This window comes from Kingella kingae ATCC 23330 (genome assembly GCF_900111845.1).
Taxonomy (GTDB): domain Bacteria; phylum Pseudomonadota; class Gammaproteobacteria; order Burkholderiales; family Neisseriaceae; genus Kingella; species Kingella kingae.
Genome location: NZ_FOJK01000022.1, coordinates 1 through 20,245 on the forward strand (window position 1 = coordinate 1; position 20,245 = coordinate 20,245).

The following is a 20,245-nucleotide window of genomic DNA, read 5'->3' on the forward strand; positions in this document are numbered from 1 at the left end:
CTTTGCGTAATCACAATTTCACAGCCTATGTACGAGAAATGTACACAGGTGCAGAGGCTGGCGGAGTGCGCTGGTTTGCAATCGGTTTTTAAAGGAGATAATCGATGAGTATTTATTTTGATTACGGCGTACAAACATTTTTTGACGACACCATTCACGAAACCGTACCTCAAACCGCGCAAACCATTACTGCCGAGCAGCACCAAGCCTTTTTAAATGCATTAAATCAAGGCGCGTACATTACCCAAGATTTGCAAATTGTACCGCGCCCAAGTACCGCGCACGTTTGGCAGAACGGTAAATGGCGTATATAGCTGCTATTCCAGTTCAATCCGAGACGGCGGTGTGCGCTTCAAAGTCATGCCCTTGCCGCCTGACAAGTGGGATTTAATCCGCGTGGATTTGCCTGAGCAGCGCATACATGAGTTTAACGCTCAAACCAAAGGTGCGAAGTACGATTGGGCTGGCTGTTTGGGGATTGCCTTACCTGCCTTGCGCCAAAACGTGAAAAAATGGTTTTGCAGCGAATGGTGTGCAGGCTGCTTGGGTTATGACCAGCCTGCGCGGTTTAGTCCGAATGGGTTGGCGAAACAGCTTTCAGGCAGCCTGAAATAGCAAAAACCCTGTCTGAAACACAGACAGGGTAGACAAAACAAAAACGGCTGCGTGGCGGTGTAACGAGCACCGTTCCCACGCCTGCACGCTACGCCACCCGAATTACTGACTGATATTCAACGTGCAGCACGGTTCTTTTATATTTGCAGTGCAATACCTTTGGTGGCAAAACAACGGGTCAAACATTTGGTACAGCGACGACAGAAAAAGCATGGAATGCAACGCAAATCGCCGAAAAATTGCAGGCTGCACGACAACGGCTAGGTGGGGTATTCATTGAAAACGAACCGTGGCAACGTTGTGTCAAACGCTACGACCGACCGCATACATTCTTTTATGCCGACCCACCGTACTGGCAAGTCACAGGTTACGAGCGTGTATTTGATTGGACGGAATACGAACAGCTTGCTCAAACGATGCGAACCATGCAAGGTAAGATGATGTTGAGTATTAATGACCACCCCGATATTCGCGCATTGTTTGCCGAGTTTAATATTACAGAATTGCAGCTAGCTTATTCTGTGGGGCGCAAAGCAGAAAGCCGCATACAGCGTGGTGAGTTGGTTATTTGTAACTACTGATTTCAAGCAGCCTGCAACAACAAAAGCGACTGCAACGTCGCTGTTGTTATATTTGATGCTATAAATTCAAATCCAAACGTTTATGGTATCAAAGTTGCAGCGGTTTTATAGGTAATAGCCAGCGATGAGATTGCTCAATTTGCACAGTTGTAAAAAATCCTGCTTGCAATAAGCAGGATTTGAAACTTTGTTGCACGGTATGAAATAAATAATAAGTGGGTTTATCTTGCAAAATGTGGGGAGAATTTCGCGCGTGGCATCAAACGCCAAAAACAAGTGGCTTTTTTTTATAACTTTTTTGTTGTTGGTACTCGCTTGCTGATAGATAAAGCATCAGGCATCAAAGATTATCCCGATTTGAAAGGCAAAACGGTTGTAACCACCGCAGGCACAACGTCTGAACGTATGCTCAAAGAGTACAACGAAAAAGAAAAAATGGATATGAACATTATTTCTGCCAAAGACCACGGCGAAGCATTTTTGATGCTGCAAAACGGTCGCGTACAAGCCTTTATGATGGACGATGTGTTGCTGGCTGGCGCACGAGCCAAGTCAGCCATATTGGGTGTGATGCGAACCTTACCTAATAAAATGGCAAACCACATTACATCGACCTATGTTACTTTGTTTCGCAATGTGCCGTTGCTGGTGCAGTTGTTTATTTGGTATTACGTTGTTCCCAATGCCTTTCCCGAAGCCTATATTTTGGTGGTTGGCGCGGTGTATTTTGTGATTAGCGCGTTGAGCATGACCCCAATTGCGATGTTGTTTGACGAGCCAACTTCCGCGCTAGCTCCCGAAATGATTAACAAAGTGTTGGACGTGATGGTGGAATTGACGCGCGAAGGCATGACGATGATGTGCGTAACACACGAAATGGGTTTTGCGAAAAAAGTAGCGAACCGTTTGATTTTTATGGATAAAGGGCGAATTATTGAAGATTGCAGCAAAGACGAATTTTTTGGTAGTCCGCGCAGCGAACGCGCCCAGTTATTTTTATCCAAGATTTTGAATCATTAAAGACAGGGGGCGCGTATTCATAAATTGTGCAAAAAGCAGCCTGCATTTTGGTTGATTCAAAGTGTAGGCTGCTTTGGCGTTATAATGTAAACTTTTTTTAAACTGGAATTTTTCATGGACGAACTCACACTCATTTTATTGTTGCTAACAGGCTTTGCCGCTGGCTTAATGGACGCGGCGGTGGGCGGTGGCGGTTTGCTGCAAATTCCCACTTTGTTTGGCTTGCTGCCTGCCCACTTGCCTGTGGCAACGGTGTTGGGTATCAACAAAGCAGCATCGTGTGCTGGCACGTTGATGGCGGCGGTGCAATATGCGCGAAAAGTAAAATTGGCGTGGAAAATGCTGTTGCCAGCGGCTGTGTTGGCATTTGCGGCATCGTATGGAGGCGCGAAATTAGCGGCTCTGATTCCCGTGCAGCACATGAAGCCTGCGATGTTGGTGATTATGTTGCTGATGTTTGTCTATACATTCGCCAAAAAAGACTTTGGGCAACTGGTGCGCCACGATGCTTTAACGCGCCGCGAATGGCTGTTGGGTTTGGGTGCTGGCGCGGCGATTGGTCTGTATGACGGCGTATTCGGGCCAGGAACGGGCAGCTTGCTGGCGTTTGTGTTTATCCGATTTTTCGCTTACGACTTTTTGCAGGCAACCGCGTCCGCCAAAATCATTAACCTAACCACGAATTTGGCGGCGCTGTGTTACTTTATCCCCAATGGCTATATTGTGTGGGAATGGGCGATTCCGTTGGCGGTGGCGAATTTATTGGGCGGCTGGACTGGTTCGTGGCTGGCGGTGCGTGGCGGCACGGTTTGGTTACGCAAAGGGTTTATGCTGTTGCTGTGTTTGTTGATTGGCAAATTTGCTTGGGATTTGTGGAAGTGATTTTGGGGATAAAATTGCAGGCTGCTTTTTGATGTGTTTTTGTATCAAAAAGCAGCCTGCACTTTGTTATTGCTATGCTTTAATTTTGTGTTGATAGTCAAAATATAGTGAATTAAATTTAGATTAGTACAGCGTTGCCAACTCCCTTATGTACTAGATGTACACGGCGGTCGTTGTCGCCTTGTCCTAATCTAAATTTAATCCACTATAAATAGCCTGACAAAGTAGGTTTAGAGTAGTACAAAATCCATTCTTTTGGCTTGCGAACTTTGTCGAATGCTGCACGCGCTTCTTCATACGTCTGAAATTCTTTCTCTGTGCGCGGTGTGCGGAATATGTAGATTGATTTATCTTCGCGATATACGATTTTGTAGATTCTTGGTTTCATGTTTAAAGCCCCTTGAATTTGAACATTTGTACAATTCAAAAGGCTTTAATTACAGATTGATTTGTATTTCTGCGAATGGGGTACGTGCATGGCATTGCACCGCCATACCTACGCTTGGATTCGCTCTCTGCCATTTGAACTTCGGGCAATATATAAGGTTTCAGCCTGCACTTTTTGTCCCAATCTTTGTTTTTGGGTCAGAAAAGTGCAGGCTGCTTTGGTTATACAAAAAACCGCCGTTTTCAATTTATCAAACAGCGGTTTTTATTATGCGATACGATTAGCGTTTTTTGCCTGTAACCGTTGCCACAGCCAAGTTGCTATTGCGTTTCAATGCAATGCTTTGTACGCCTTCTGGGTATTTGATGTCAGACAAGTGCAAGATGTCGCCAGCCACCACTTTTTCGCAATCCAATTCCAAAGCAGCAGGAATATTTTTTGGGTCAACCAAACAATCTACCACGGTTACCAACAAAGAAACGCGACCGCTTTGCAATTTAACAGCGTGAGAAATTTCTGCGTTTACAATGTGAACAGGCAATTTGATGCGAACAGGTTGGTTCACGTCAATCGCTTGGAAGTCAATGTGGGTTACTTGGCGTTTAACAGGGTGCATTTGGTAATCTCGCACAATCACGTTTTGCTCTTTGCCGTCAATGCTCAATTTCAACACTTGCGTGAAGAAAGTTTCTTTTTGCAAAGCGAAGTACATTTCTTTGTGGTCAACGGTAATCGCTTTGGTTTCGCCCAAACCGTAAACAACGGCTGGAACTTGTGCGTTATGACGCAGGCGGCGGCTCGCACCCGTACCTTGCTCAGAACGAATAGTTGCTTGAATAACAGTCATGTTAATTCCTTAAAGTTAAATGAAAAAATAGTTGCTACCGAGCTGCGACCAACTCTGCAACCAAACAAACAAGCTGCCTGAAAAACGATTCAGACAGCCTGAAATCTTGCAAACCGCGTATTCTACAACAAAATGAACGAATTAGGGTGTACTAATTCTTCGTTGAAAAGATAAGATACTGATTCTTCGTTGGAAATACGTCTAATGGTTTCTGCCAGCAAGCCAGCAATCGAAACTTGGCGGATTTTGCCGCTGGCTTTGGCGGCATCTGACAATGGAATGGTGTCGGTAATGACCACCTGGTCGATGTCAGAAGTATTCAAACGCTCCACTGCGCCACCCGAGAATACGGCGTGGGTTGCATAAGCCAAAACACGTTCTGCACCACGTTCTTTTAACGCCGATGCCGCTTTGCACAAGGTGTTGGCGGTGTCAATCATGTCATCAATCAGCAAGCAAGTTTTGCCATTTACATCGCCAATAATGTTCATGACTTCGGCAACATTGGCTTTGGGGCGACGTTTGTCGATAATCGCCAAGTCGGTGTTGAGCATTTTGGCAACAGCACGCGCACGCACTACGCCACCAATATCGGGGCTAACCACCAACAAATTGTCGATGCGTTGCGACATGATGTCGTGTGTCAAAATGGGTGTGGCATAGATGTTGTCCACAGGAATGTTGAAAAAACCTTGAATTTGGTCGGCATGCAAATCTACTGTTAAAACACGGTCGATGCCTGCTGCTTCGAGCATATTGGCAACCAATTTAGCAGAAATGGGAACGCGAGCCGAACGGGGGCGGCGGTCTTGACGTGCATAACCAAAATACGGAATGGCAGCAGTAATACGACCTGCCGATGCGCGTTTGAGTGCGTCTGCCATCGTCAAAATTTCCATTAAATTATCGTTGGTTGGGGCGCAAGTGGGTTGCAAGATGAACACATCGCGACCACGCACATTTTCCAATAATTCAACAGCCACTTCGCCGTCCGAGAATTTTTTAACGGACGCATTGCCCAAAGCTGTGTCTAAATGTTTGGCGACACGTTGTGCCATTTCGGGATTGGCGTTGCCTGTAAACACCATTAAGCTATCAAAAGCCATTTCTTCACCTGATTGATTGGGTTGGATTTTGGGATTGGGGAACATGCGTTACCCTTTCGCATTGAGAATTGAGATTTGCCCTTACGAGACGTGCGCGATTATACGCGATTGTAATTTGCGGTTAAAGTGGGTTAAATCAAAAAATAAATGCCTATGTTCGTAAAAACATAGGCATTTGATTTGGCTGGGGATGTAGGATTCGAACCTACGCATGTCGGAATCAAAATCCGATGCCTTAACCAACTTGGCGAATCCCCAATAAAATAGGTTTTGGCTGGGGATGTAGGATTCGAACCTACGCATGTCGGAATCAAAATCCGATGCCTTAACCAACTTGGCGAATCCCCAACTTTAATCGCGTTTGTGCGATTGGAAAGCGCTTATTATGTTTATTTTGCACGCAGTCGTCAAGCCTATTTTATTTATAAATTTTTATCTATTTGAAAATATTTCAAATAAAGGGTGCTTCGCTTGGTTTTGTATATACCAGTTTTGCAGGCTGCTTGGCAATTGGCTTTGGATTTGCTGTGCGTGTTCGGCTGAATCGCATGGCAAAAATAGGCATGAACCTGAACCTGTCATACGCGGTGTGCCATATTGGGCGAGCTGGTCAAAAGCAGCCTGCACTTTTGGATAGCTTTGCAGCACGATGTTTTGCATATCGTTGCGATGTGGTTGCAGGTTTTCCCAAGTGGGATTGGGGTTGCTGGGGCTGTTGCGCGGTAAATCGGGGTGAGCAAAAATGTTGGGCGTGGCAACGTGTTCATCGGGGCGCACCAACACATAATGCTGCGCTGGAACGCTGATGGGTTGCAGTTTTTCGCCAATGCCACGCGCAAAAGCGGTTTGCCCAAACAGGAAAAACGGCACGTCTGCGCCCAGTTGTACGCCTAATGCGATGAGCTGTTCGGTGTTGAGCTGACATTGCCATAGCTGGTTGAGCACCCACAACACGGTTGCTGCATTGGAGCTGCCACCGCCCAAACCACCGCCCATTGGGATTTGTTTGTGCAACCAAATGTCTGCGCCGTGCAGGCTGCTTGTGTGTTGCTGCAATAATTTGGCGGCACGAACGGTCAAATCTTGTTCGGGTGATACGCCTTGCGTGGGCGTGTGCAAGATAATTTGTGAATCGTTGCGCGATTGAATTGCCAGCGTGTCGCATAAATCAATCAACACAAAAATGCTTTCCAATTCGTGGTAGCCGTTGGGCAGCCTGCCGATGATGCGTAGGTCTAGATTGAGTTTGGCTGGGGCAGGGTAGTGCGGTAGGCGTTGCGGTAACATAAAAACGCTCGTCAATTTCGGGTTGGACAAAGGGCGGTTTGGCTGGGCGCGTTGCCTGCTTGGCGTTGGTTGTCGCTAAACACCATGCGTAGGCTAAATGGTGCGTTTTCCAAGTGCAGGCTGCTTGGTGTGCCGTCTTCGTTGGCTTCGCGTTCAATTTGCCAACCAAATTGGTGCAGCCTGCCTGCGTCATCAAACGAATGCGGTGCGCTGGCAACCCATTCGCCATTTGCCCATACGCTCAAATATTGCAGCGGCAAGGGGTAGCCAATGAGCTGTGCGCTCAATGCTTCGGCGTTTTCTGCGGTGTAGGCGCGATTGTTGTGGTCGATGGCGATGGCACCTTGCGCGTCTTGGCAAAGCTGCCCAACTGTATTGCCCAATGGCGTGTTGATGTCAAATTGCTCTACGCCATTTTCTTTGCGCCAATCAAAATGCGCCGATTGCCCAGTGTTGCCATTTTTAACGGCAAAGCGTCCGCTGCTGCTGAAACTTTGCCAGTTGCGTTGCGCTTGCCATTGCGCTGGGGCTTGTGTTTGCAAGGGCGCGTCCAATGATGTGCAGGCTGCCAAAAATAGATTTGCGCCCAAGATAAGCCAGAGTTTGTTCATGATGATGACCTAATTTAGTATCAAAGCAGCCTGAGACCTTTGCAGAACCCCATCTTTGGTGCATTTCTTCGTGATGCGCTTCTCGAACGCTTGAAAATATTTTAATATTATCTGCGCGTTCTGCGATGCTATCACTTTGAACTGCACTCAAATCTGGGGTTTTGCAAAGGTCTCAGCCTGCATTTGGAAAGTGCAGGCTGCTTTTTGTGGTTTATGGATTGGCTGGGAACGTAATCCCAAATTTCTGCAAAGTACGTTTTAGCACTTCGTCATCGGGTTGCGTTTTCCACGATTCTTGCCATACGCGCCGCGCTTCGTCTTTTTGACCGAGCTGCCAATATACTTCGCCCAAATGTGCGCCTGTTTCGGCATCGGCAGAATGTTCGTAGGCAAATTCCAAATACGGCAAAGCAGCCTGCACTTCGCCTTTTTTGTAGTATGCCCAACCCAAGCTGTCGTTGATTGCCGCGCTTTCGGTGTTTTGTTGATAGGCGGCGTAAATCAAATCAAACGCTTCGTTTAAGTATTGGCTATCCCATTCCAGCAGCGAATAGCCCAATGCGTTTTGACCGCTGGCATCGTTGGGTTTGAGCTTCAAATATTGGCGGAAATCGGCAATGCCTTTTGCCATGGTTTGCGCTTGGGAAGTGTAGAGTAAGCCGCGGTTGTAATAAATTTCCGCAATCGCATCGGTGCGCTGGCTGGCGTTGGTGATGCGTTTAGCTTGATTCAGGCGGCTGTCCAATTCCTTAATTGCCACATCAAGCGGTTTGGTTTTGGTAATCAAATACAACAAAGTGCGCTGAATATCTTGGCGCGAAAAGAAATGTCCTTCTTGTTCGGGCATTTTTTCGGCAGCAAGGGCGTATTGTTCGGCTTGTTGCCATTGTTTTTTCTCTATCATCAAACTGGCTAATAAAGCATTGGCATCAAACGAAAATTCGCCATTTTGTGGGATTTTTTTCGCCCACTCAACCGCGTTATCCATATATTGACTACCCGACTGGGTCAAGAAAATGGCTGCGGTTAAAGCTGTTCTGCCTTTTTGTTCGGCTTGACCAATTTGATAGGCTTTGTCCAAATAGCCCAACACGGTTTGCACTTCTTGCTCTTGCGCCATGGCGATGCTGGCTGCCATAAAATACAAGCGCGAATCAGGCGTGTCGCTTAATAAGCCCGATAATTTTTGTTCGGCGCGTTCAAATTCTTTTGCCGTAATCAGGCTTTCCACTTCCAATACGCGCCATGCGTTAGACAACTTGTCGGCAGGCGTGGTTGCAAAAAAGCGATTAAACACTTCTGGGTGTTTTTGCGATAAAACGCCCAATGCCAAAGTGGTAACATAATTCAATTCTTTATCCACATTTGCCAAACGCTGCACGGCTTCCAAAGCATCGTTTTCGCGATTGTTCGCCGCGCTAATTAAGGCATCGGCAATCGCTGCTTCTGCTAGTTGCGGGTATTTGAGCGCGGCACGATGCGCTACTTGGTTTACTTGTTTCGCCAAATCGTCTTGCACCACGCTCATTTGCGCCAACATGATAAACAAACGCTGTTGCTGCTCGGCGTTGGATTCAGCAAGCACCGTTTCCAGCGTTTGCACCACAGGTTCGGCTTCGCCCACTGCCAACGCGCGTCCCAATGCTAAACGGCGCAAAGCTGGGCTGGATTGCGGTTCGATTTCTTGCCATTGTTGATAAATCGCTTCGGCAATCGGATAAGCGCGCGCTTGAATCGCCAATTCCATGGCACGTTCTGCCACTTCTGGGCTGCGTGAGTGTTTGAGCGTTGTCAAATACAAGCCCAACGAAGTACGCGCATCGCCTTGTGTGTGCGCGATTTCGCCAGCTAGCAGGCTCATCATGGTTGCGGCTTGCTCTTTGGCTCGTTCGTAGCGGTTTGCTTCGGCTGCCAAGGCAGCGTCATCTAATTGTCGTCCCCTGTTGGGCTGAATCACAGGGCGCGTATTGGTTGATGCTGGCTTGCTGGCATTGGGTTTGGTTGATGTCGTAGGTTTGGTTGATACAGGTTTGCTAGCCGCAGGTTTATTGGTGGTAGGTTTGCTTGATGCAGGTTTGCTGCGTTCGGGCTTATTTATCGTAGGTTTACGCGCATTATTGGCGGTAGATTTATTGTTGCTAGACGCATTGTTTTTGCGCGATGAAGCAGCCTGCGCGGGTTTGCGCGTGTTGCTGTTGTTTTGATTTTTTGCTGCTGGGCGTGTTTGCGTTTTGCTATTGGACGCAGGTTTGTTTTGCGGAGCAGCCTGCACATAAGCAGACGATACAGCAAACGCAGTCGCCACCACGCTTGCCAATAATTTAGTGCGGAACATAGTTATCTCGCTAATCAATCCATAAAAATGGTGCTAACTGTATCACAAAAGAAAAAAGTGCAGGCTGCTTTTTTGGGCAAAGTAGCCTGCACTTTGTGTTTTACTCAATCACACGAGTCGCGCGTTTACGCAAATCGTCATTAAATTGCACGCCTTGTTCTGCGGCAAATTTCGGGTTCAAGTGCAATTCAAACTCGGTTGGTTTGGTTGGCGCAATGCTGCCAGCCGTCGTGCCGTTCAAGATTTGCGCTGCCATTTTGCCGCTTGCCAAGCCGATTTTGTAGTCATCTACGCCCACAGCTGCTGCTGCGCCACGTTCCACCGATTTGGTGTCGGACGCAATCAATGGGATTTTCATTTCCACCGCGGCTTTGTACATTGACTCGTATGCCGCCACCACGTTGTTGTCGTGCGCGGTGTACAACACTTGCACTTTGTCTTTTAAGCTACGCGCAGCAGTCAAAACATTGGACGTGGTTTGCGCTGGGGCTTCCACCACTTCAATGCCGTATTTTTTCGCTTCTTCGCGCAGGGCGTTGAGCGTGCTAACCGAGTTCGCTTCGCCTGGGCTATATACATAACCAATTTGCTTTAAGTTTGGCACAACATCGCGCATTAACGCCAAATCGGGTTCAAGGCTGTGTTGGTTGGACGTGCCTGTTACGTTTGTGCCAGACGGCTCCCACGATGCCACCAATTTCGCGCCAATCGGGTCGGTAATGCCTGAAAATACCACGGGAATGGTTTTGGTTGCTGCTACAACGGCTTGTGCGCTAGGTGTAGCAATCGCAACAATCACATCGGGATTGTCGCCTGCGAATTTTTTGGCAATTTGTGCAGCAGTGCTGAGGTTGCCTTGCGCCGATTGGAAATCTACCGTCAGATTTTTGCCTTCTTCAAAGCCTTCTTGTTTGAGCTGGTCGAGCACGCCTTTGCGAATCGCGTCCAAAGACGGGTGTTCTACGATAGACGTAATCGCGATTTTTTTGACTTCGCCGCTGGCTGTGGGTGCAGGAGCAGAAGCGGTGGCGTTGCTTGCTGCTGGCGCAGGTGTGGCGGTTTGTTGTGCGCTGGGATTGCAGGCTGCCAAAACGGTCGCTGCCAACAAACCCAAAGAAAAACGAAGCGTGTTCATGTGTTGTGTTCCTTGATTGATGAAAACAGGGGGGGCAAGCGTATCACAATGCGTGTGGATTGGTAAAGAATTTGTAAAGATATAGTGCAGGCTGCTTTTTGAATAATAAAGCAGCCTGCACCTTATTCTGCCGATTCAATCACGCACTCAACCCATTAAACACATCAAAATAAGTCGGGAAGGTTTTGTGTGTGCATTTTGGGTCGTTAATCGTAACCGACACGCCCAGCAGCGACACGAGCGAAAAACACATCGCCATGCGGTGGTCGTCATACGTGTCAATCATCGCGTTGTTGGTCAAAGTGGCAGGCGGTGTGATGTGGATTGCTTCGGGTTCTTCCACTACCGTTGCGCCCACTTTTCGCAATTCGTTTGCCATCGCTGCAATGCGGTCGGTTTCTTTGAAGCGCCACGAGCCAATATTGCGAATGCTGCACGGTGCGCCTGTTGCTAATGCCACGACTGCCAGCGTCATCGCCGCGTCAGGAATGTGGTTGGCATCTAAATCAAACGGCAAAACGGCTTGATTTTCGGCGCGAGACACTTCAATAAAATCATCGCCCCAAACAACACTTGCGCCGATTTTTTCCAATTCACGCGCAAACGCCACATCGCCCTGAATCGCGTTTTTGCCCAAACCTGTTACGCGAACCGCTTTGCCCGACAACAAACCTGCTGCCAAGAAATAACTCGCGCTGGACGCATCGCCTTCCACGTTCACGATTTCGGGCGCGTGGTAGCGTGCATTGGCTGGAATGCGGAACGTTTGATACGCTTCGTTTTCTACGTTTACGCCAAATTGTTTCATTAAATTCAAAGTAATATCAATATAGGGCTTGGAAATTAAATCGCCCTGAACTTGAATATCAAACGCTTGACCTGTGAGCGGCAATGCCATCAGCAAAGCGGTCAAAAATTGGCTGGATACATTGCCTTTAATTGGGATTTGGCGGACTTGGTTGTCGGTGCGCGTGTGGATTTGCAACGGAGGATAGCCATCGTTGCCCAAATAATCCACTTGTGCGCCAGTCAAACGCAGTGCGTCCACCAAATCACCAATCGGACGTTCGTGCATACGCGGTACGCCGTGCAAATGGTAGTCGCCGCCCAAAATCGCCAATGCGGCGGTTAGCGGACGAAATGCCGTGCCTGCGTTGCCTAAAAACAAATCGGCTTGTGTGTTGGGGAACGTGCCGCCTTGCCCTGTTACGCGCAAGCAGCCTGCACTTTGTGGGTGCAACGCAATGCCCAGTTGTTGCAAGGCTTCTAGCATTCGGTCGGTGTCGTCCGATTTGAGCAGCGAGCGGATTTCGCAAGTGTTGTCGGACAACGCCGCCAGCAGCAAAGTGCGGTTGCTAATGCTTTTTGAACCTGGTAGCGCAACGGTGTTGTGCGATTGTAATTGGCGTGGCGCGAGTGTGATGAAGTCGGTCATAGCGAATCTCTGTTTGCAAAAAAGTTTGCATTATATAGTGAAGTGAATGTGCAGGCTGCTTTTTGTATATTTAAAGCGGCCTGCACGTTTGGTTTTAGAGTAGACACGAATAAAGCAAATGATATACAGTTGCGGCTAATCTATTTTTTAGATTAAACAATTATTTAATAGGAATCAATATGAGAAATTATAAAAAAACCATGTGTGCAGCAACCTTGATGCTGGCATTGACTGCGTGTTCGGAATCCAAAAATACGGCTGCTCAACCCGAAAGCAGTAGTGTACCTGCTGTGGCACAAGCATCGGGCAAAGTGTATCGGGTGGTGTCAGAAATCACTTATGTGCCGTTTATTTTGCGCGATGATAAAGGTCAGGTAAGTGGATTTGAGTTTGAACTGCTAAATGCCATTGCAGAAAAACGTGGCTTCCAGCTGAAATTTGAAGCGCACACATGGAAAGGTATTTTTGATACTTTAACGCAAAATAAGGCGGATATTGTGAGTGCGGGTGTGACCATCAACGAAGAGCGTAAACAAAAATATGCGTTTACTACACCGTATTTTAAAAGCACAACAGCGGTGATGGTTTTAGATAAATCGCCGATTCGCAGTTTTGCTGATTTACAAAAATATCAAATTTCGGTTAAAAATGGCACCTCGTCCGATGAATTTGCCAAACAGCAGGGTGTGCCTGTGGACAAAATTCAATACAAAGAAACCACTTGGTTAATGGTAAAAAATGTTATGTCGGGTCACACCGAAGCGGCAATTGAAGATATTGGGCCGCTCAAATATTATGAACAGCAATACAAAGACAAAGGCTTGCGCGTGGTGACAGACGAAAAATTGCCGCAATTTGATTATGGTTTTGTGGTGCGCCAAAACGATAAAGAGTTGCTCGACCAGTTGAACAAGGGCTTGGAAGAAATCAAACAAGACGGAACGTATGACCGCTTGTATAAAAAATATTTTGGATAATGAATAGGGGAAGTGCAGGCTGCTTTGAATATAGCAAAAGCAGCCTGCATTTTTAAATAAAGCAGCCTGCACTTTCTGTTAAACAAAAAGTGCAGGCTGCTTTATTATCGTGTTTACGCGATTTTATTTAGAGAAGAAAATCAACGTCCATGGCAACAAATAGTGTTGCGTGGCGGTCAGCAAACCAACAAACATGCAGAAAATTAAGCTGTGTTTTACGGTAAAGCGGAACAAGTCAGATTCTTTGCCTTCCAAGCCCACCGCAGCACAAGCCACCGCGATAGATTGTGGCGAAATCATTTTACCTGTTACGCCACCTGTGGTGTTTGCCGCCACGGTCAATTCAGGCGTGATGCCCAGTTGGTTTGCCGTGCTGGCTTGCAATGAACCAAACAACGCATTTGCCGAAGTATCCGAACCAGTCAAGAACACGCCCACCCAGCCCAAGAATGGAGAGAAGAATGGGAACAACGCGCCTGTACCAGCCAACAACAACGCCAATGTAGAAGACAAACCAGAGTAGTTCGCTACAAACGCAAAGCCCAATACCAAGCCGATAGACAAGATAGACAAGCGCAATTCATACAACACTTCGCCGAATGTTTTAACCGCTTCGGCAGGTTTCATTTTTAGGATAACCATAGACACAATCGCTGCCAGCAAAATCGCTGTACCTACTGCGCTGAACAAGTTTAATTTGTACACGGCTGCATAAGGAGTGGGTTCGGCAACGATTGGCGCAGCTTTTAATACCAAATTGTGTAAACCTGGCCATTCAATTTTGATGGTTGCCATATCCAGCACTTTTTGTATGCCTTTAATGGTCCACAAGCTCACGAATACGGTCAGAATTGCAAATGGCGACCATGCTTTAACCACTTGTGCGGTGGTGTATTCGTTTTCTTTACGCGCTTCTGGTTTTTTCATCCCTTGGAACGTGAAGATTTCCACAGGCTGCCATTTTTTCAAGAACGCAGACAAGCAAATCAAGCTAACCAATGCAGAAGTAACGTCTGGCAATTCTGGGCCGATGAAGTTTGCTGTGATGAATTGAGTAACCGAAAAAGACACGCCAGCCACCAAAACTGCAGGATAAGTTTGTTTGATACCGCGCATGCCGTCCATCATCGCAACCAACCAAAATGGCACGATGATTGACAAAATTGGCAACTGACGACCTGCTACTTGACCAATATGGTATGGGTCTAAGTTAGACACTTGACCAGCTACCAAAATCGGAATACCCATTGCACCAAACGCCACAGGTGCGGTGTTGGCAATCAAGCACAAACCAGCAGCGTACAATGGATTAAAGCCCAAACCCACCAACAAAGCGGCAGTAATCGCTACGGGCGCACCAAAACCTGCCGCACCTTCCAAGAATGCACCAAATGAAAAACCTACCAACAACATTTGCAAGCGTTGATCTTCTGTAATAGAGATTACCGATGCGCGAATAATGTCAAATTGACCTGTTTTAACCGTGATTTTGTACAAAAACACGGCGGTAATAATAATCCAAGCAATCGGCCATAAGCCATAAGCAAAGCCATAAGCCGCCGATGAAATGGCCATGCCAACAGGCATACCAAAGGCAAAAATCGCCACGCCCAAAGCGATGAGCAAGGTGCATAAACCTGCCATATAGCCTTTGAGTTTGAGCTTGGTCAATGCCACAAAGAAGAAAACAATCGGCAACATGGCAACCAGCGCGGTCATTACCGTGCTATTGCCTACTGCGGCATAGTTCTGCGTCCAAGTTTCCATAAAATTCTCCTAATAAGAATAGAGCGAGTTGAGGAAAATTCTGCCAAGATGTGTGCGCCTAGCAGATTTATAGTTTTAGGCAGCCTGCATGGTTTATTGGGTTAGATAAAGTGCAGGCTGCTTAAAATTGGGTTAATCATCAAGATGCGGTGCGATTTTGCTTTTCCACCATCAGTTGATGCAGGGTTTTAGGTGCAGGCTGCATGGGGACGTGGTTATCTGTCCAACCAAACTGCTTGCTCGGCGTTAAACCGCGGAATGTGGTCGCTGCCCAACCAAAGGCACGATACACTTTTTTGCCGCTGAAAATGCCGTCAAACACGCGCCACGCGATTTGTTCGCCCAACGTGTGCGATGCGCCTTGTCCTTTGATGCGATACGCCACTTGTTCGTCTGGGGCGCGTTGTGCTTCTTCGCGCAGGCGTTGCATTTGCTCGGTAATGGGGATTTTGACTGGGCAAACTTCCACACACGCGCCACACATGGTGCAAGCAGTCGGCAAATCGCGTGTGGTTTCCAATCCCAACAAATGCGGCGATAAGATTTCGCCAATCGGGCCAGGATAGGTTGTGCCATACGCTGCGCCGCCAATGCGCGTGTACACAGGGCAATGGTTCATGCACGCACCGCAACGAATACATTGCAGCGTGCGGCGCATTTGCTCTTCGCCATAGGCTTGGCTGCGTCCGTTGTCCAGCAACACCAAGTGCATTTCTTGCGGGCCGTCCAATTCTTCGCTGCGGCGCGGGCCCGTAATCATGTTGAAATAAGTGGTAATCGGCTGACCAATCGCGCTGCGTGGCAACAAGCTATACAAAGGCGGAATGTCCGACAATTTTGCCACCACTTTTTCAATGCCCGTAATCGCGATATGCACGGGCGGAACGGTGGTGGATAAGCGTCCGTTGCCTTCGTTTTCTACCAAACACAATGTACCTGTTTCGGCTACGGCAAAGTTCACGCCACTCAATCCCACATCGGCTGTGCGATAAACATCACGCAAAGCGGCTCGTGCAAAACCTGTTAGTTTGTCCACGTCATCGGTCAATTCTGTGCCGATGTTGTTGTGGAACAATTCGCTCACTTGCTCTTTGGTTTTGTGAATGGCGGGCATCACAATGTGTGTGGGTTTTTCGCCTGCCATTTGTACGATGTATTCGCCCAAATCGCTTTCAATGGCTTGTACACCGCAGTCGGCTAAATAATGGTTTAGCTCAATTTCTTCGCTCACCATCGATTTGCCTTTAACCATGAGCTTGCCATTGTGTTTTTGGACAATGCCGTGAATGATTTGGCAGGCTTCATCGGGCGTTTCTGCCCAGTGAACGTGTACGCCCAATCGGGTTAAGTTTTCTTCCAACTGCACCAATAAATCGGGCAATTTAGACAAAGAACGCTGGCGAATGTGTTCGCACAAGGTTCGCAACATTTGCAATTCTTGTTCGTCTGACAACACCATTTTGCGTTTGGTCATCAGCATATTCATTGCCGTGCGTAGGCTTTTACGCAATGGTTTGTTGCCCAAGGCTTCACGCGCATTGGCTTTGAATGTTTCTGGGCGTGGGTGGAAATGTACGGTTTGCGTGTTCATGCGTTGTCCTTCAAATCGGCAGGGTTGATGTGGCTAGGCAACACCGCCAGCACCACCATATCGCGTGGGCCGTGTGCGCCAAAAGCAAGCGTGAGTTGAATATCTGCCGTTTTGGACGGGCCAGATACCAAAATCACATTGGTGGGCATATTGTTGCCCAGTTGCTCGCCATGCAAAGCCGCATGAAATGTGTCATACATTTTGCTGGTGTCAAACAAGCAAATGTGTACAGGTGGCACAAGGCTTTGGCTGCGCGGTTCTTCGGGCGAAGAGATTTGCATCAACGTGCCTGTGTGCGCGATACCGCATAAAGACGTGGTAAAACCTGCTTGAATGTCGGCAAAAAACTCGTGTTTCCAATCTTCCATTTTTTGAACAAAGTGGCGCGGCGTAATAGAAGCAGCCTGCACCGCTTGTTCGGCGCGTTTACCGTGTTCGGTTTGGGGCGATAGCAACAAGTTTTGCAGATTTTTTTGCTGCGCAACTTGCACCAAAGTTTCTTCCCAGTTGTGTTCGCGTACCCAAAAAATCTCGGTTTTTACAGCACGCATACATTTTGCCCAATGTTTTAAGCGGTCGATTTCGCTGTCCCAAGTGGGCGACATTTCTTCGTAGTAATCAAATGTTTGCGGTTCAGCCATAGGATAGGCATTGGTTTGGCGCAATTTGGCTAAAATATTGTCTCTCGCGCTCATGCTTTGCCTCCTGTGCGTTCCAACAAGAAAGTAGCAATGTGTTTGGGGCGCGGCATATTTGGCTCGTCTTTGGCGATTTTGCCACCAATATTCATCATGCAGCCTGCATCGGCACTCACGATTTCGGTTGCTTGCGTTTCTTTGAGTGCAGCCACTTTGTCCGTTACCATCGCGCCCGAAATATCGGATTGTTTAACGGAAAACGTACCGCCAAATCCGCAACATTCGCTTTCGTGGTCATGCACAATGCGTTCTACATTTTGCAAGCCGTCAATCAATTTCCAGCCTGTGATGTGTACGCCCATTTCGCGGCGTGCTGAACAAGAAGTATGCACCGCCACTTTAACAGGTTCGCCCTTGTCTTGTGGCTCGTAACCAATGTCCACCAAAAAATTGGTGAACTCCACCACGCGACTGGCTAATTCGTTGGCGCGCGCTTCGTGTTCACTGCCTTTGAACAACGCAGGCCAGTGGTGTTTCATCATGCCACCGCACGAACCAGATGGCACAACAATTGGATAATTTTCGGGGAACAAATCCAACTGCGCGGCTGCCACCGTAAACGATTCTTCACGATGTCCAGACGAAAACGCAGGCTGACCGCAACAACTTTGCTCCATTGGATAATGCACGCGAATGCCTTGTTGCTCCAACAGTGTCATCGCGTCCATGCCTGCTTCGGGCATAAATAAATCCAGCAAGCAAGTACCAAAGAAATAAACATCGGTGGGTTTACCGATGCTGGTGGTGGTTTGAGTATTCATGATTGTGTTCTTTTTTCTTGTTTGAATAACGATGCGTTGTTTTTTGACTGTGCATCTATGTTTGCATTACTTTACGCGATGTAATTTTATGTGGTCAAGTGGGAAATGACGGTTTAATGCAAGAAAAGGGCTTAAATAGGGGCTTTATTGATAGGAAGTAGCGGTTGATTTGGTGTAATTAATAGAGTGGATTGTTAAATTTTGCTAAAAATTTTAATAACTTAAAAATGAATACAAGGGGGCTAGGATAATTTGAATACCTATATTAAAAAAAGTGATAATAATGATAGAAAAATCAATGAAATAAATCAACATAAAAGTCGTAGTTTAATGTTGTTTAATTTCAAGTTGATGCAATTATTTATTTTTTGAATTGGCTGGGTAAATATAAAGAGCGATAAATAGTCCAAATAATAGCGGTTTTTAAATTGGGATTAGATAGATGTAGTTTTAATTACATAAAAAAGCAGCCTGCAATCAATGTGATGATAGTGCAGGCTGAAACCTTTGCAAAACCCTATCTTTGGCGCATTTCTTCGTGATGCGCTTCTCGAACGCTTGAAAATATTTCAATATTATCTGCGCGTTCTGCGATGCTATCACTTTGAACTGCACTCAAATCTGGGGTTTTGCAAAGGTCTCAGGCTGCTTTGTTTTAATTATGTTTGGTGCTGGCAGGATGTGTGAACCCTACGGTTTTTTGTACGCGAGCGCGGAGTTCTTCATCGCTCTTGGCGCGACCGTCTAGGCAGAATGCTTCGTATAGCGCGCGGCGCACCGAATTGGTGGCGTTGTGTTTGCCGCCAATGATTTCCCAGTCGCCTTTGCGTGGCAAAATCCAGCGATTGTTGTGCAAATCGGCATAGCCAAAGGTTTTGAGTTTTGAGCCTTCGCTGCCAAGCAGTTTATCGCCTGTGATGCATAATAAACCTTCGGCTGTGAGGTTGTTGTAACCAGCGGCAGAGCGGTTGTTTAAAATATAACGAATGCTGCCATCTTCGGCGTAGCTAATGCTGCTCAACAAAATTTGCGGCTTGCCTTTAAATGTGGGGGTGATATACAAATCGACCCAGTCGCCTTGTTGTGGATTGGGAACGTCGGGCAGGGCGACTTCGCTTTCGGTAAATACACGCTCTTCATCTGGCGGAAGATGAGAAAATGCGCGGGTTTCGGCATAGCTGCTGGTGGCAAAAGTCGCCAAAATCATTGTTAAAATAAGGGGTTTCATAGACGCTCCAAAATGAATGGTGGAAAAAGCAGCCTGCACTTTGGTCTAAATTTTTGATTTAGTGCAGGCTGCTTTTGTGGATTTAACGCAATGCGCTAATGATTTGTTCTTTAACTGTATCAACGGCTTGTGTGCCATCAACTTTAATATAACGTGGTGTGTTGTCACCCGTTAATTGGCTGTAAAAACCGACCAAAACTTCGGTTTGTTCGTGATATACCGCCAAGCGTTTTTTAACGGTTTCTTCTTTGTCGTCATCGCGTTGCACCAAGTCTTCGCCTGTTTCATCGTCTTTGCCAGCCACTTTGGGCGGATTGTGCTTCAAGTGATAAGTGCGACCCGATGCCAAATGCACACGGCGACCGCTCATGCGTTCTACGATTGTTTCGTCGGGTACGTCGATTTCGACCACAGCGTCCAAATGCACACCTGCTTCAATCATCGCTTCGGCTTGTGCCAAGGTGCGTGGAAAGCCATCAAACAAAAAACCATTGGCGCAATCGGGCTGTGCCACGCGCTCTTTGACCATGCCGATGATGATGTCATCGCACACCAAGCCGCCTTCGTCCATGATTTTTTTGGCTTCCAAACCCAATGGTGTGCCAGCTTTAATCGCCGCGCGAAGCATATCGCCAGTAGAAATTTGTGGGATACCAAATTCGCGCGTAATAAATTGCGCTTGTGTGCCTTTGCCTGCGCCAGGTGCGCCCAATAACAATGCTTTCATAATGTTCCTTACGAGTGGTTGCGGTATGAAAAGTCGTTATAGTAATGCTTTTGCGTAGGGCTGAAAAGGGTTAATCCGACTGTGCAGGCTGCTTTTTGCGTATGAATTTGGCTGATTTGTCGGTTTTTTGCACCATGTTATTCGCAACGTAAACATAGGTTTGATATACATAAAAGCCAAAAGAATAGTGGATAATGTGCCTTTTTGTGTGCAAACTGACAAAAAATGTTGGTTTTTGTTGTCAATCGTACGGG

20 protein-coding genes and 2 tRNA genes are annotated in these 20,245 nt (G+C 47.1%); 6 read left to right on the plus strand and 16 right to left on the minus strand.

The annotated features are described in order from the left end of the window. Positions 1–104: 104 nt before the first annotated feature. The 5 genes from BQ5809_RS05790 to BQ5809_RS05810 all read left to right on the plus strand — a co-directional run bounded on the left by BQ5809_RS05790 (position 105) and on the right by BQ5809_RS05810 (position 3,098). Complete coding sequence (locus BQ5809_RS05790) at positions 105–314, plus strand: hypothetical protein (RefSeq protein WP_032133698.1); 210 nt, start codon at positions 105–107, stop codon at positions 312–314. Beyond that, complete coding sequence (locus tag BQ5809_RS05795) at positions 259–615, plus strand: hypothetical protein (protein WP_234982869.1); 357 nt, start codon at positions 259–261, stop codon at positions 613–615. Before BQ5809_RS05790 ends, BQ5809_RS05795 begins: the two co-directional genes overlap by 56 nt. 143 nt (positions 616–758) lie before the next feature. Then, positions 759–1,196 (plus strand): DNA adenine methylase, encoded by a 438-nt coding sequence (locus tag BQ5809_RS05800; RefSeq protein ID WP_003789006.1) that lies wholly within the window; start codon positions 759–761, stop codon positions 1,194–1,196. A gap of 315 nt (positions 1,197–1,511) precedes the next feature. Then, positions 1,512–2,216 (plus strand): ABC transporter permease subunit, encoded by a 705-nt coding sequence (locus BQ5809_RS11455; protein ID WP_407928298.1) that lies wholly within the window; start codon positions 1,512–1,514, stop codon positions 2,214–2,216. A 114-nt stretch (positions 2,217–2,330) separates the two neighbouring features. Continuing rightward, positions 2,331–3,098 carry a sulfite exporter TauE/SafE family protein gene (locus BQ5809_RS05810; RefSeq protein ID WP_003786248.1) on the plus strand — a complete coding sequence of 256 codons (768 nt, stop codon included), beginning with the start codon at positions 2,331–2,333 and terminating at the stop codon, positions 3,096–3,098. Positions 3,099–3,303: 205 nt separating this feature from the next. On the opposite strand, the gene BQ5809_RS10340 is transcribed toward BQ5809_RS05810, so the two are convergent. From BQ5809_RS10340 to aroA, 10 genes are all read right to left on the minus strand, one after another. Further along, on the minus strand, positions 3,304–3,486 hold the full coding sequence (locus tag BQ5809_RS10340; RefSeq protein WP_003786250.1) for a hypothetical protein: 183 nt from the start codon (positions 3,484–3,486) through the stop codon (positions 3,304–3,306). Positions 3,487–3,766: 280 nt separating this feature from the next. Next, complete coding sequence (locus tag BQ5809_RS05815) at positions 3,767–4,333, minus strand: 50S ribosomal protein L25/general stress protein Ctc (RefSeq protein WP_003786252.1); 567 nt, start codon at positions 4,331–4,333, stop codon at positions 3,767–3,769. 122 nt (positions 4,334–4,455) lie between these two features. Continuing rightward, entirely contained in the window at positions 4,456–5,439 is a 984-nt protein-coding gene (locus BQ5809_RS05820; RefSeq protein ID WP_174259093.1) for a ribose-phosphate pyrophosphokinase, read from the minus strand. A 181-nt stretch (positions 5,440–5,620) separates the two neighbouring features. Continuing rightward, positions 5,621–5,697, minus strand: a tRNA-Gln gene (locus BQ5809_RS05825). 13 nt (positions 5,698–5,710) lie between these two features. Beyond that, positions 5,711–5,787, minus strand: a tRNA-Gln gene (locus BQ5809_RS05830). An 84-nt stretch (positions 5,788–5,871) separates the two neighbouring features. Then, positions 5,872–6,726, minus strand: a complete 855-nt coding sequence (gene ispE, locus BQ5809_RS05835; RefSeq protein ID WP_003786256.1) for a 4-(cytidine 5'-diphospho)-2-C-methyl-D-erythritol kinase — start codon at positions 6,724–6,726, stop codon at positions 5,872–5,874. Positions 6,727–6,737: 11 nt separating this feature from the next. Continuing rightward, on the minus strand, positions 6,738–7,337 hold the full coding sequence (locus tag BQ5809_RS05840) for an outer membrane lipoprotein LolB (protein ID WP_003786257.1): 600 nt from the start codon (positions 7,335–7,337) through the stop codon (positions 6,738–6,740). Between the two features lie 211 nt (positions 7,338–7,548). Next, on the minus strand, positions 7,549–9,672 hold the full coding sequence (locus tag BQ5809_RS05845; protein WP_003786261.1) for a tetratricopeptide repeat protein: 2,124 nt from the start codon (positions 9,670–9,672) through the stop codon (positions 7,549–7,551). A gap of 100 nt (positions 9,673–9,772) precedes the next feature. Continuing rightward, a complete protein-coding gene (locus BQ5809_RS05850; RefSeq protein ID WP_003786263.1) occupies positions 9,773–10,807 on the minus strand; it encodes an ABC transporter substrate-binding protein in 1,035 nt (344 codons plus the stop codon). Positions 10,808–10,946: 139 nt separating this feature from the next. Further along, positions 10,947–12,242, minus strand: a complete 1,296-nt coding sequence (gene aroA, locus BQ5809_RS05855; RefSeq protein ID WP_003786264.1) for a 3-phosphoshikimate 1-carboxyvinyltransferase — start codon at positions 12,240–12,242, stop codon at positions 10,947–10,949. Between the two features lie 179 nt (positions 12,243–12,421). On the opposite strand from aroA, the gene BQ5809_RS05860 reads away from it, so the two are divergent. Continuing rightward, complete coding sequence (locus BQ5809_RS05860) at positions 12,422–13,219, plus strand: transporter substrate-binding domain-containing protein (RefSeq protein WP_003786266.1); 798 nt, start codon at positions 12,422–12,424, stop codon at positions 13,217–13,219. A 123-nt stretch (positions 13,220–13,342) separates the two neighbouring features. On the opposite strand, the gene BQ5809_RS05865 is transcribed toward BQ5809_RS05860, so the two are convergent. From BQ5809_RS05865 to adk, 6 genes are all read right to left on the minus strand, one after another. Next, the gene (locus BQ5809_RS05865) at positions 13,343–14,986 is read right to left on the minus strand and encodes a lactate permease LctP family transporter (protein WP_003786268.1); all 1,644 of its coding nucleotides are present in this window, start codon (positions 14,984–14,986) and stop codon (positions 13,343–13,345) included. Between the two features lie 139 nt (positions 14,987–15,125). Then, on the minus strand, positions 15,126–16,577 hold the full coding sequence (locus tag BQ5809_RS05870) for a LutB/LldF family L-lactate oxidation iron-sulfur protein (protein WP_003786270.1): 1,452 nt from the start codon (positions 16,575–16,577) through the stop codon (positions 15,126–15,128). Beyond that, on the minus strand, positions 16,574–17,272 hold the full coding sequence (locus BQ5809_RS05875; protein ID WP_003786273.1) for a LutC/YkgG family protein: 699 nt from the start codon (positions 17,270–17,272) through the stop codon (positions 16,574–16,576). The genes BQ5809_RS05870 and BQ5809_RS05875 overlap by 4 nt, the downstream gene beginning before the upstream one ends. After that, entirely contained in the window at positions 17,269–18,036 is a 768-nt protein-coding gene (locus BQ5809_RS05880) for a (Fe-S)-binding protein (protein WP_003786276.1), read from the minus strand. The genes BQ5809_RS05875 and BQ5809_RS05880 overlap by 4 nt, the downstream gene beginning before the upstream one ends. A gap of 655 nt (positions 18,037–18,691) precedes the next feature. Beyond that, positions 18,692–19,264 (minus strand): CNP1-like family protein, encoded by a 573-nt coding sequence (locus BQ5809_RS05885; protein WP_003786279.1) that lies wholly within the window; start codon positions 19,262–19,264, stop codon positions 18,692–18,694. 82 nt (positions 19,265–19,346) lie between these two features. Beyond that, entirely contained in the window at positions 19,347–19,991 is a 645-nt protein-coding gene (gene adk, locus BQ5809_RS05890) for an adenylate kinase (RefSeq protein WP_003786281.1), read from the minus strand. Between the last annotated feature and the right edge of the window lie 254 nt (positions 19,992–20,245).